This window comes from Dietzia sp. SLG310A2-38A2 (genome assembly GCF_014145095.1).
GTDB lineage: Bacteria > Actinomycetota > Actinomycetes > Mycobacteriales > Mycobacteriaceae > Dietzia.
Genome location: NZ_JAALDX010000452.1, coordinates 1,036 through 13,931, shown reverse-complemented (window position 1 = coordinate 13,931; position 12,896 = coordinate 1,036). Strand labels below are relative to the sequence as shown.

The 12,896-nt window shown below is 68.8% G+C and carries 9 protein-coding genes and 2 pseudogenes; 4 read left to right on the top strand and 7 right to left on the bottom strand.

All coding sequences use genetic code 11. The annotated features are described in order from the left end of the window. Positions 1-471 (bottom strand): annotated as a pseudogene (locus tag G6027_RS14975) (hypothetical protein); the annotation flags it as partial. A gap of 48 nt (positions 472-519) precedes the next feature. On the opposite strand from G6027_RS14975, the gene G6027_RS14970 reads away from it, so the two are divergent. Together G6027_RS14970 and hrpA are read left to right on the top strand one after the other, a co-directional pair. Continuing rightward, complete coding sequence (locus tag G6027_RS14970; protein ID WP_182637866.1) at positions 520-708, top strand: hypothetical protein; 189 nt, start codon at positions 520-522, stop codon at positions 706-708. 47 nt (positions 709-755) lie between these two features. Further along, positions 756-4,670, top strand: coding sequence for an ATP-dependent RNA helicase HrpA (gene hrpA, locus G6027_RS14965; RefSeq protein WP_182637865.1), 3,915 nt, complete (start codon positions 756-758; stop codon positions 4,668-4,670). Positions 4,671-5,360: 690 nt separating this feature from the next. Here hrpA and nrdR read toward each other — a convergent pair. Beyond that, complete coding sequence (nrdR, locus tag G6027_RS14960) at positions 5,361-5,816, bottom strand: transcriptional regulator NrdR (RefSeq protein WP_182637867.1); 456 nt, start codon at positions 5,814-5,816, stop codon at positions 5,361-5,363. A 114-nt stretch (positions 5,817-5,930) separates the two neighbouring features. After that, a complete protein-coding gene (locus G6027_RS14955; protein WP_182637864.1) occupies positions 5,931-6,137 on the bottom strand; it encodes a hypothetical protein in 207 nt (68 codons plus the stop codon). Between the two features lie 385 nt (positions 6,138-6,522). On the opposite strand from G6027_RS14955, the gene lexA reads away from it, so the two are divergent. Further along, positions 6,523-7,191, top strand: coding sequence for a transcriptional repressor LexA (gene lexA, locus G6027_RS14950; protein ID WP_182637863.1), 669 nt, complete (start codon positions 6,523-6,525; stop codon positions 7,189-7,191). Positions 7,192-7,230: 39 nt separating this feature from the next. Here lexA and hflX read toward each other — a convergent pair whose 3' ends face one another. Beyond that, positions 7,231-8,679 (bottom strand): GTPase HflX, encoded by a 1,449-nt coding sequence (gene hflX / locus G6027_RS14945; RefSeq protein WP_182637862.1) that lies wholly within the window; start codon positions 8,677-8,679, stop codon positions 7,231-7,233. A gap of 14 nt (positions 8,680-8,693) precedes the next feature. After that, positions 8,694-9,620, bottom strand: a complete 927-nt coding sequence (dapF, locus tag G6027_RS14940) for a diaminopimelate epimerase (RefSeq protein ID WP_182637861.1) — start codon at positions 9,618-9,620, stop codon at positions 8,694-8,696. Between the two features lie 119 nt (positions 9,621-9,739). On the opposite strand from dapF, the gene G6027_RS14935 reads away from it, so the two are divergent. After that, a complete protein-coding gene (locus G6027_RS14935) occupies positions 9,740-11,920 on the top strand; it encodes a malate synthase G (protein ID WP_182637860.1) in 2,181 nt (726 codons plus the stop codon). 105 nt (positions 11,921-12,025) lie between these two features. On the opposite strand, the gene G6027_RS14930 is transcribed toward G6027_RS14935, so the two are convergent. Further along, the gene (locus tag G6027_RS14930) at positions 12,026-12,772 is read right to left on the bottom strand and encodes an IclR family transcriptional regulator (protein ID WP_182637859.1); all 747 of its coding nucleotides are present in this window, start codon (positions 12,770-12,772) and stop codon (positions 12,026-12,028) included. Further along, positions 12,769-12,896, bottom strand: a pseudogene (locus G6027_RS19025) (tRNA (adenosine(37)-N6)-dimethylallyltransferase MiaA); the annotation flags it as partial. The pseudogene G6027_RS19025 and the gene G6027_RS14930, both read right to left, overlap by 4 nt.

The following is a 12,896-nucleotide window of genomic DNA, read 5'->3' as shown; positions in this document are numbered from 1 at the left end:
GCGATCGGTCGCGGGGCGTCCCCGGTCCGCCCTCCGCCCCCCGGCCCACTGTCCCCGTGCCCACCGTGCGGTCAGTCGCCCCGCGGACGGGAACGACACCCCGTTCAGGCGGGCGATCGTCTCCAGGATCGCGTCCTCCTGCGGGACCCCGGTCTCCGGGGTGATCTGGCGGAACCACGCGCGTTGGCCGTACGGCCCGGTCCACTGTCGCACCGCCGCCTCGAGGTCGTGGAGTTGGACGCCCCGTTGCCGACGCCCCGTCCACACGTCGGTCAACGCGCGCCCCATCTCCGCGTGCCAGAGCAGCGGGGGCAGGTCGTCGAGGACCACCGCCACCCCCACGTGATTCACGGGGGAATTGGTCAGCGTCTGGATCAGACGGTCGGCGGTCGTGCGCCCACGGAACAACCACAGGTCCCCGGTCCGGGTGCGGTGGGCCGCGGCTGCCAGCGGGACGGTGTCGAGGCTCATGGTGCGATCCTGCCAGGTGGCCCGACGCGAGGATCTACCCTCGAGCCCATGGCACCCCGCGGACGGCAGTGGCTCAAGATGGTCGGCGCGGCCGGAGTGGTCGGCGTCGCGGCCACCGGCATCCTCGCCGCCCGCACCGAACGCCGGCGGCAGGCGTACGAGCCGGAGGAGATCCGGGAGCGACTGCACCAGCGCTACGCCCGCATTCAGTCCCGCCGGGAGGGGGGCACGGGCTGACACCCGGATCGGTCTCCACGACGGTTGCCGATACCCTGGCGGACACCATGTCGACGTCTTCCGTGCCCGCCCCCGAACTGCGCCGGGCCCGGCAGGATCTCCTGGTCCGGCTCGACGACGTGGGCATCCTCGACGCCCACCGGCTCCGGTCGAGGATCCGCAGGGCCCGCGCCGACCAGCTGGACGACCTGGACGGGAAGATCGATGCCGCCGCCGCTCGTCTGCGCCGCCGCGCCGAGTCGGTCCCGACCCCGGAGTACCCGGAGCAACTGCCGGTCAGCGCCCGCAAGGACGAGATCGCGGAGGCGATTCGCGACAACCAGGTCGTGGTGATCGCCGGTGAGACCGGATCCGGGAAGACCACCCAGATCCCCAAGATCTGTCTGGAACTCGGTCGCGGCGTCCGCGGGATGATCGGCCACACCCAGCCCCGCCGACTGGCGGCCCGGTCCGTCGCCGAGCGCATCGCCGAGGAACTCGGCGTGGAGACCGGCCGACTGGTGGGCTCCGCCGTGCGTTTCGACGACCGCACCGGCACCGACACCGCGGTCAAGCTGATGACCGACGGGATACTGCTCGCCGAGATCCGACGGGACCGGCTGCTTCGCGCCTACGACACGATCATCATCGACGAGGCCCACGAGCGCAGCCTCAACATCGACTTCCTGCTCGGCTATCTCCGGCAGATCCTGCCCCGGCGGCCGGACCTCAAACTGATCATCACCTCCGCCACGATCGACCCCGACCGCTTCGCCCGCCACTTCGCGGATCCGGCGGGCCGACCCGCCCCCGTCATCGAGGTCTCCGGTCGCACCTTCCCGGTGGAGATCCGGTACCGGCCGCTCCAGGTCGACCACGCGGACCGGACCATCGACCTGGACCCCCTGGACGCACTCGCCGATGCCGTCGGCGAGCTCCTGGCCGAGGGGGACGGTGACGTACTCGTCTTCCTCTCCGGGGAGCGCGAGATCCGCGACGCCGAGGAGGTGCTCAGGGGGCGGAAGTTCAGGAGCACCGAGATCTTCCCGCTCTTCGCCCGGCTCACCGCCGCGGAGCAGCAACGGGCCTTCCGTCAGCACTCGACCCGGCGCGTGGTCCTGTCGACCAACATCGCGGAGACCTCGGTGACTGTCCCGGGCATCCGCTACGTCGTGGACACCGGCCTCGCCCGGATCTCTCGCTACTCGACACGCACCAAGGTCCAGCGGCTGCCGATCGAACCGATCTCGCAGGCCTCCGCCGCACAGCGTGCCGGCCGCTGCGGCCGCGTGGCCGACGGCATCTGCATCCGCCTGTACTCGGAGGACGACTTCGACTCCCGACCCGAGTTCACCGACCCGGAGATCCTGCGCACCAACCTGGCGTCGGTCATCCTGTCGATGGCCGATCTCGATCTGGGAGCCGTGGACGACTTCCCGTTCGTCGAACCACCCGACCGCAAGGCCGTCCGGGACGGGATGACCTTGCTCACCGAGCTCGGGGCGCTCCGGATCGACGACGACGAGCGCCCGCACCTGACCAGGGTGGGCCGCGACATGGCATCCCTCCCCCTCGATCCCCGTCTGGCCCGGATGGTCGTGGAGGGCCACCGCAACGGCGCGCTGGGGGACGTCCTGGTGGTGGTCGCGGCCCTGACCGTGCAGGACGTCCGGGAGCGGCCGGCGGAGGAACGCGACAAGGCAGACCAGTTCCACCGCCGCTTCGCCGACAAGTCCTCGGACTTCCTGGGCTATCTCAACCTGTGGCGCTACCTCACCGAGCAGCGGCGCGAGCTCTCCGGCAGCGCGTTCCGCAAGATGTGCAAAGCCGAGTACCTGCACTGGCTGCGGATCCGCGAGTGGCAGGACCTCACCGCCCAGTTGACCAGCATGTGCCGCGAACGGGGCTGGCATCCACCGTCCGGCCATGCAGCGGAGGACGACCTCCACAAGGCGATCCTGTCCGGACTGCTCACCAACGTCGGGATGAAGGACGAGGACACCAGGGAGTTCCGCGGCACCCGCGGGATCCGCTTCCAGGTCTTCCCCGGCTCCGATCTCGCCCGCAAGCCGCCGCGCTGGGTCATGGCCTCCGAGCTGGTCGAGACCTCCAGGTTGTGGGCCCGGGATGTCGCGCGCATCGACCCGGGGTGGATCGAACAACTCGGGGAGCACCTGGTCCGTACCCAGTACTCCGAGCCGCACTGGTCCGATGCGCAGGGCGCCGCGATGGCCTACGAGAAGGTCCTGCTCCTGGGGCTGCCCGTGGTCGAGTCGAGGCGCATCCTCCTATCCCGGGTCGACGCACCGCTCGCACGGGAGATGCTGGTGCGCCACGGAATAGTCGAGGGTCAGTGGTCGACCCGCATCCCGGTGATCATGGAGAACGCCGTGGCGGTGGAGCAGGCGCGGGAACTGGAGACCCGTAGCAGGCGCCGCGACCTGGTCATAGACGACGAGGCCCTGGTCGAGTTCTACCTCGACCGGCTCCCCGCGGACATCACCTCCGGTCGCCACCTGGAGTCGTGGTGGAGAAGAGAGGGTCGGGAGAATCCGGACCCTCTACGTCTGAGCGCCGAGCGGATCCGCACCTCGGACACCGCTCCGTCCGCCTCGGAGTTCCCCCCGATTTGGAAGCAGGGTGAGCGGAACTTCGAGCTCAGGTACGCGTTCGACCCGGGGGTCGATTCCGACGGCATCACCGTGCGGATCCCTCTCCCCCAGCTGTCCTCGGTCGCGACATCCGGCTTCGAGTGGCTCGTCCCGGGTCTGCGTGAGGAGCTGTACACCGAGATGCTCCGGACGCTCCCCAAGTACCTGAGGCGTCTGTGTTCCCCGCCCGCCGAGTACGCCGCACTGGTGGCCGGCGACCTCACCCCGCGGTCAGCGCCGCTGCCGGTGGCGCTCGCCGACGCGCTCTCCGCCAGGATCGGGACGACCGTCGAACCCCGCGAGTTCCATCCGGAACAGCTCCCCGAGCACCTACGCATGCGTTTCGAGGTGGTCGACGGTGACGAGGTGGTCGCGGCCGGCACGGATCTGGGTACGTTGCGCAGCCGCCTGGTGGACAGGGTCCGGGCCACGCTCAACTCCCGACTCGTCCCCGATGACGGACCCCATCGGGCGTGGACCGCGGACACGATCGGGGATCTGGCGCCTTCGATCACCGGCACGGTCGACGGTGTCGAGGTGACGGTCTACCCGGCCCTGCAGGTGCGCCCCGACGGCATCCACCGCATCGCCTGCGCCACCGAGGAGGAACGGCGGGCCGCACAGACGACCGCGGTACTGACCGTGATCTCAGCGGACCTGATCTCGGCGGCATCGATAGTGCGGGGCCGTCCGGTGGAGCAGCGCCTCGCGCTCACCCAGTATCCCCACGGAGGCGCCGACGGCCTCGTCTTTGACGCGGCGTTGGCGGCGTGCGGGCGATTGATCGCCGGACGCAAGGGAGTGCCGGTGCTCACCGTGCGCGAGTTCGACGAGTTGCGCGCGCGAGCCCGATCCGAGGCACCGGCCGCCATCACGGCCTCGATCTCCGCCGCCCTCCCGGCGTTGGTCGCCGCGCAGTCGGTCTCCGCCAGGCTGGACCAGGCACCACGCGACCTCGCGGACGACGTTCGGCCCGCTCTGGACTTCCTCGTGGGCAAGGGATTCCTCGCCCGCCACCCGGGGGACGTTCTCCCGCACCTGGAGCGCCACGTGAGGGCGATCGACCTCAGGCTGGACCTGGCGGAGAAGTCACCGTCGAGGTACCGGGAACTCACTGCCAGGCTGGAGAAGTCGGAGACCACGGTCGCGGAGGCGACGGCGGCGCTTCGCCGACGACCGGGTGGGGCGCGGGCCTCTCGGGATCTCCGGTGGATGCTGGCCGAGTACCGTGTCGGCCTCTTCGCGCAGTCTCTGGGAACCGCGCGACCGGTCTCCGCCGAGAGGATCGAGAAGGCGGTCGCCGCCGCGCTCTCCCGCCGCACCGCCCGATGAACCCACGCGCCGGAATCGTCGATCGAAGAGGCCGGTCAGCGCACCGGTCACGAGTCGCGTGAGCGGTCTCCCGTCGAGCCTGCGTCAAGCGGTCCACGCGATCGATTCTCGCTAGTACGTACCGTTGCATCGCGGCCGGGATCAGGTGCAACATGACACCTAGCGACACCACGACCAGCGCATTCCACCAGGCGCCCACGCTGGCGACCGGTACGGCCACCAGCAGGTGAATCACTGCACCCACCCGTGGGCGATCAGGCTCTGTGTAGCTCTGCCGCGGATCGCCACCAGGCCGGCACGACCGTGAACTCTGCCGCCCCGTCGACCGAGCGCGTCATTCCAGCCCACGCGATCCAGAGCGCGAAGCGTGGCGGGGATACCGAACGAGTGGGCGCGGTGGGATTGGGCGCGGAGGATCGTGCGCTGCGTCTTCAGTGGTCACCCACCGGGGGACCACCGACTCAGGCGAGGCGCCGGTGATGCCCAGGATCCCGAATACGCCGGCCGAGATCACCCACGGAAATGCCGGGTGATGCGGCCCGAGGGCCATCCACGTACTGACAATGAACAGCAGCACGAGCGAGGCTGTCGAGAGAACGCGGACCATAGTTTGAGATCAGGCGAACGCCTCGTTGTGTGACACGGCAGAGCCAGAACGCCACTCCTGGTGGGACAGGGCCCTTTTACGCACTAATGCGTGGCGTGCCGTTCGCGAAGGGCGATGATCTCGCTCTCGAAGTCCGCAGCAGAACTGAACTGCTTGTACACGGAGGCGAACCGCAGATAGGCGACCTCGTCGAGATCTTGGAGAGGCCCCAGGATCGCCAGCCCGATCTCGTGAGCGGGGACTTCAGAGGCGCCGCCAGCCCTGACGGCGTCTTCGACCTGCTGCGCGAGCCGCCGGAGTGCGTCCTCGTCGACCGACCTGCCCTGGCAGGCGCGTCGCACGCCGCGAACCACCTTGTCGCGGCTGAAACGCTCCGTCACTCCGTTGCGCTTGAGGACGGTCAACAACGGGGTCTCGAGGGTGGTGAACCGGTGTCCGCACTCGGGACACTCGCGTCGACGCCGGATCGCCTGCCCGTCGTCGACAGACCGCGAGTCGATCACCCGTGAGTCCTCGTGGTGACATGTGGGGCAGTACATTCCAGCTTCGCCGTTCGTCGACCTGGTCCGAACCTGTCCGTCAGCCGGAGCCGACAGCGGTGCGGGGGCGACGGGCCGCCGTCCCGGGATCATTCTAGAAGGCGATCCCGCGGGTCACGCGTAGGCGGGCCCGCCCACGAGGGCCAGCGCCAGCAGCATGAGGATCCCGAAGACGATCCCACAGGCCACCAGCGCCCATGTCGGCACGTCGTCCACCACCGGCGCACTAGACCTCGCCTCGCTGCCGCATGCCCTGACCTGATCCGCCGACGCGGGCCGCACGAGCACTCGCCGCCCGGGTGCCACCGTTCGAGTGGTCACAGTGCGCCCTCGGTCGAGCGACCGGGTGACGGGACGGACCTCGACATCAGGGCGGGGTCGCGTCCGGAACGCGACCGGCCGACCGTGGTCGGTCACGCAGACCTCCGTCCAGGGGACGGACGGACGCGATCGTGGCTGCATCTCCATAACGGTCATGACAACTCCCAACTCGATACGGTGTGCGAACAACATTCGCACGCCCGTGTGCATCTTTGTGCACATCTGTTCGAACCCGAACCTGACTAGAGTTGTATCACGCGGGTCCGACAGAGTCGACACTCGTGCCCACATTTCTTCGAACACCTGTGTGGCGCCGACGGCCGGTGGGCAGTAGGGTGTACACAGATGATGACGTCGAACACCCATTCGCCGAAGGGACCCACACATGCCCAAGCCCGACTTCGAGGCCCTGACGACACGCCAGAAGAGCGTTCTGTTGCATATCCACGACACGGTCAAGGACCGGGGCTATCCCCCGAGCATCCGTGAGATCGGTGACGCCGTCGGTCTTCAGTCGACCTCGTCCGTGGCCCACCAGTTGCGAACGCTGGAGAAGAAGGGCTTCCTGACCCGTGATCCGCACAAGCCGCGGGCGGTCGACGTCCACGGCGTCCCGGGGCAGCGGTCCCGGGGACGACGTGCACCCGCCCAGGAGGAAGCCCGACCCAGCGGGGCCGTGGAACCGGTCTACGTCCCTGTCCTGGGGCGGATCGCGGCCGGCGGGCCGATCCTCGCCGAACAAGCGGTGGAGGAGGTCTTCCCCCTCCCCTCCGACCTTGTGGGGTCCGGGGACCTGTTCATGCTCAGAGTGGTCGGCGAGTCGATGATCGATGCCGCGATCTGTGACGGCGACTACGTGGTGGTGCGTCGGCAGAACGTCGCGGACAACGGCGAGATAGTGGCGGCGATGATCGACGGGGAGGCCACGGTCAAGACCTTCCGCAGGGATTCCAGCGGGGTGTGGCTCCTGCCCCACAACCCGTCCTTCAGTCCGATCCCCGGGGAGCACGCGACGATCCTCGGGAAGGTCGTCACGGTCTTCCGCAAGCTCTGAGTTCGTGTGAACCGGGTGTCGCCTGGCCTGTCGACCCGGTCAGGCGACACCGTCGCGAGAATCGGGGACGCGATACTGCCCGAGTTCGCCCGCCACGGAGGCCGGAAGCCGAACTACGATCCTCGTTCCGTCCTTCGTGTGATCCTCGTCCACCACGGCACCCTCCGCGTGGACACGGGAGACCACATCGCCCCTCGTGAAGGGGATCTCGAGCGTCACTTGTGTATCCCCTGAGGCGACCACCCGCACTATTCGTTCGAGGAGTTCGTCGAAGCCCTCTCCCGTCGCCGCCGAGACGAACACCGCGTCCGGCAGCGCGTGGTGCAGTTCCGTCAACACCACCGGGTCGGCCACGTCGATCTTGTTGATCACCACGAGCTCGCGCGGTCTCTCGGCGTTCTGCTCCTCCACGACGTCATTGATGACGGTGCGGACGGCCTCGATCTGGCGTAGGGGGAAGGCGTCTGACCCGTCCACCACGTGCAGGAGGAGCTCGGAATCCACGACCTCCTCCAACGTCGAACGGAACGCCTCGACGAGCTGGGTCGGCAAGTGTCGGACGAATCCGACGGTGTCGGTGAAGACAACCACCCGCCCGTCGGGGAGTTCGGCCCGCCGGGTGGTGGGGTCCAGGGTGGCGAACAGTGCGTTCTGGACCAGGACTCCGGCGCCGGTCAGGCGGTTGAGCAGGCTCGACTTTCCGGCGTTCGTGTACCCGGCGATCGCGATCGACGGCACCGGGGTGGCGCGACGCCGATGCCGCTTGGTGTCCCGGGCCTGCTTCATGCCCTTGATCTCCCGGCGCAGCCTGGCCGTGCGCTCCCGGATGCGGCGGCGGTCCGTCTCGATCTTGGTCTCGCCGGGACCACGTAGACCTACGCCTCCGTTGCTGCCCGCCCGGCCACCCGCCTGCCTGGAGAGTGCCTCACCCCAGCCGCGAAGTCGGGGGAGCATGTACTCCATTTGCGCCAGGGAGACCTGAGCCTTGCCCTCGCGGCTGGTCGCATGTTGGGCGAAGATGTCGAGGATCAACGCGGTGCGGTCGATCACCTTGACGTTGACCACCTTCTCGAGGGCGATGAGCTGACCGGGGGTGAGCTCACCGTCGCAGATCACCGTGTCCGCCCCCGTCGCGGTGATCACGTCCTTCAGCGTCTTGGCCTTCCCCGAGCCGATGTAGGTGGCGGGGTCCGGCTTGTCCCGTCGCTGGATCAGCGCATCACAGACCTCTGAACCTGCCGTCTCGGCGAGCTGGGCCAACTCGGCCATCGCGGCCTCCGCCTGTGCGGCGGTACCTTCTGTCCAGACTCCGACCAGAACGACCCGCTCCAGACGGAGTTGGCGGTACTCGGCGTCGTTGACGTCCTGCAGCTCTGTCGACAACCCGACGACCCGGCGCAGCGAGGAGCGCTCCTCAAGCTGGAAGTCTCCGACCGAAGGGTCATGGTCTCGTGTGGCCCGGTCAGGGGCGGTGTCATCGATAGTCATTCACCGGCATCATCTCACAATTCCGATCGGGACGCCTCCGCGCGATGGTCCGGGACGGGACGCCGATACCACCCCTCCGCGACGATCGCGGACGGGCCCGTGAGCGTGGAACCGGTGCCGGTCAGGGCCACCGCGACCTCTCCCCCGGGAACGGTTACCACCACGTCGCCGGTGGCCTCTCCGGCGTCGGCGAGAGCCGCCACGGCGGTGGCGACGATCCCGGTACCGCAGGACATCGTCTCCCCGGACCCCCGTTCGTGAACGCGCATCGACACCCGCCCGTCGGCGAGCGGGGTGGCGATCTCCACGTTGACCCCGCCGGGAAAGAAGTCCGTGTCGTACGCCGGCGCCTCGTGCACCGGCAGCTCGCGCAGACCCTCATCCCCCAGTCCGGGGACCACGCACGCGAGATGGGGGTTACCCATGTCGACGGCGAGGCCGGCGTACACCCGGCCACCGAGCTCGACGGACGAGACCCCGAGGAGCCGGGGTTCTCCCATGTCCACCCGGACCACGGCGTGGTTCCCGGCATGGTCGAGGATGGCGGCAGGCCGAGGACCGGAACGCGTGCCGATGGGGATGTGGCCGATCCCGGCCCGACCGGTCGACACCAGCGCGTGGGCGAACACCCTCACCCCGTTCCCGCACATCTCCGCGATCGAGCCATCTGCATTCCGGTAATCCATGAACCAGTCCGCGGCGTCGACCCCCTCCGGGAGGACGGCGAGGACACCCCGGTCGACCAGGGCACCGGCGGTGGCGATGCGGAGCACCCCATCGGCGCCGATCCCGGCCCGCCTGTCGCAGACGGCCCGCACCAGATCCTCGTCTAGGTCTACCTCCGCGTGATCGTCGGGCAGGATCACGAAGTCGTTGAGCGTTCCGTGACCCTTGATGAAGGCGAGGCCGTCGAGCGGCGCGGGCAGAGGGGCGGGCGTCATGCCACCAGATCCTAGCCAACCCGGCACCCCGTTCCATCCTGCGGAAAATCCAGATGATCCCTCGCCAGGGGGGCACTAGAGTCAGGGGTGAGAACGGTCCCTATCTGAGGAGAGCATCGATGTCCGAACGCATCACCGTCGGCGACGTCCAGGTCGACGAGGTCCTGTACGACTTCGTCAACACCCAGGCGATCCCGGGCACCGGGGTCGATCCCGACGCGTTCTGGGCGGGAGTCTCCGAGATCTTCACCGACCTGGCCCCGCGCAACCGTGAACTGCTCGCGATACGCGACGATCTGCAGTCCAAGATCGACACCTGGCACCACGAGAACCCCTCCCCGATCGACCCCGCCACCTACACGGCGTTCCTGCGGGAGATCGGCTACCTGGTCCCGGAACCGGAGTCCGTTCAGGTGAACACCGAGAACGTCGACGACGAGATCGCAACGGTGGCCGGCCCGCAGTTGGTCGTGCCGATCATGAACGCGCGTTTCGCGATCAACGCCGCCAACGCCCGGTGGGGTTCGTTGTACGACGCGCTCTACGGCACCGACGCGATCCCGGAGTCCGAAGGGGCCGAGCAGGGGTCCTCCTACAACAAGGTTCGCGGGGACCGGGTCATCGCCTGGGCCCGAGAGTTCCTCGACGACTCCGCGCCGCTCGACTCGGGCAGTCACGTGGGTACCACCAGCTACACCGTGGTCGACGGCCGACTGCAGGTGACACTCGCCGACGGCGCGACCACCGGCCTTGCCGACCCCGCCCAGTTCGTCGGATACCTGGGCGACAGCTCCGCCCCGACCTCTGTCCTCCTGCGCAACAACGGACTGCACGTGGAGATCCAGATCGACGCCGACTCACCGATCGGATCGACCGACACCGCCGGCGTCAAGGACGTGGCCCTGGAGTCCGCCGTCTCCACCATCATGGACTTCGAGGACTCCGTCGCCGCCGTCGACGCCGAGGACAAGACCCACGGGTACCGCAACTGGCTGGGCCTCATGAAGGGCGATCTCTCGGAGGAGATCAGCAAGGGCGACAAGACCTTCACCCGCGTCCTCCATGACGACCGGGTCTTCACCGCGCCCGATGGTTCCGGCGAGGTCCGTCTCCACGGTCGCTCGATGCTGTTCGTCCGCAACGTCGGGCACCTGATGACCAACCCGGCGGTGCTCGATTCCGAGGGCAACGAGTTGCCCGAGGGCATCCTGGACGCACTGATCACCTCGCTCGCGGGAATGCACGGCATAGCCGAGGGCAACGAGCGCGGAAACAGCCGCACCGGGTCGATCTACATCGTGAAGCCCAAGCAGCACGGACCGGCGGAGGTCGCGTTCACCACCGAGCTGTTCGGCCGTGTCGAGAAGCTCCTCGGGCTGCCCGAGAACACCCTCAAGGTGGGCATCATGGACGAGGAGCGTCGCACCACGGTCAACCTCGCCGCCTGCATCGCCGAGGCCACCGATCGGGTCGTCTTCATCAACACCGGCTTCCTCGACCGGACCGGAGACGAGATCCACACCTCCATGGAGGCCGGCCCGATGATCCGCAAGGGTGAGATGAAGTCGGCCCGCTGGATGACCGCCTACGAGGACTTCAACGTCGACACCGGCCTGGCCTGCGGTCTGCGTGGCCGCGCGCAGATCGGCAAGGGCATGTGGGCCAAGACCGACCTCATGGCCGAGATGCTCGCCGAGAAGATCGGACAGCCGAGGGCCGGCGCCAACACCGCATGGGTGCCGTCCCCGACAGGTGCCACCCTCCACGCGACCCACTACCACCGGGTGAACGTGATGTCCCGACAGGAGGAGCTCCTCGCCGGCGGTGCCCGCGCGAGCGTCGACGACATCCTCACCGTCCCCCTCGCTCCGTCCACCGATTGGACCGATGAGGAGAAGAAGGAGGAGGTCGACAACTCGTGCCAGACCATCCTCGGTTACGTCGTCCGGTGGGTCGAGCAGGGGATCGGCGTCTCCAAGGTGCCGGACATCCATGACGTCAACCTCATGGAGGACCGCGCCACCCTGCGGATCTCCTCCCAGATGCTCGCCAACTGGATCCGCCACGACATCATCACGGCCGGGGACGTCGAGGATTCGCTACGCCGGATGGCCGAGATCGTCGACCAGCAGAATGCCGGCGACGACGCCTACCGGAACATGGCACCGGATTTCGACTCATCCATCGCCTGGCAGGCCGCCCGTGAGCTCATCCTCGAGGGCACAGGGCAGCCCTCGGGTTACACCGAGCCGATCCTCCATCGCCGCCGCCGCGAGTTCAAGGCCGCCAACGGGCTGTAGGGCGGTCGCCGCCGAGCAACCCCGGGAGGATCCGCTGCCCGCACCCGGGATCCGCTCCCCTCACTGGGGTAGCGGACCCCGGGCCGGGGTGGCGGACCCTCCGCGTCAGGGGTGCAGGTCCGCCACGGCCGATCTCAGGACCCCGACGGCGGCGTCGCGGCGCTCTTCGGTGAACCGCGCCTCGGGCCCCGACGCGGACACCGCGACCGCGGCGTCCCCGTACCCGACCGTGATCGCGACACAGCGGACGCCCTCCTCCTGCTCCGACTCGTCGGTGGCGAATCCCACCCGGCGTATGTCTGCGAGCTCGTCGAGCAACCGCTCGGGCTCGACGATGGTGGAATCCGTGTATCCGGGCATGCCGGTCCGTTCCAGCATCGCGCGGACCTCGTCGTCGTCGTCCCGGGCGACCAACGCCTTCCCCACCGCCGTGCAGTGCACGTGCACCCGACGCCCCACCTCGGTGAACATCCGCATCGAGTGCGGCGACGGGACCTGGGCGAGATACACCACCCCGTCCCCTTCGCGGACGGCGAGGTTGGCCGTCTCGCCGGTCCCCTCCACCACGGCCGCGAGGACCGGCTCCGCCCACGACCACGTCGCCCGACCCGCGACCTCCCCGATCCGCTGCAACCGAGGGCCGAGCAGATAGTCGCGGCGCACGTCCCGGCGCAGGTGCCCCGACTCGGCGAGGGTCCCGCACAGCCGGTGCACGGTGGCTGCGGCCAGACCTGTGTCGGCGCACAGCTGACCGAGGGACGCGCGGCCGCCCCGGCGGGCCAACGAGTCGAGGAGGGCGAACGCACGGTCGACCGACTGGACGCGGCCCCGGCCCGGGGTCGAGGAGCTCATCGCGGTGCCTCACCCAGGAGTTCGAGTGCGGTCTCCACCGGGGACAGTCCACCGAGGGGCGTGCCGTCGACCGGGTGGGTGTCGGTGTCGATCCACCTGATGCGGTGATCACGCCCGAACCACG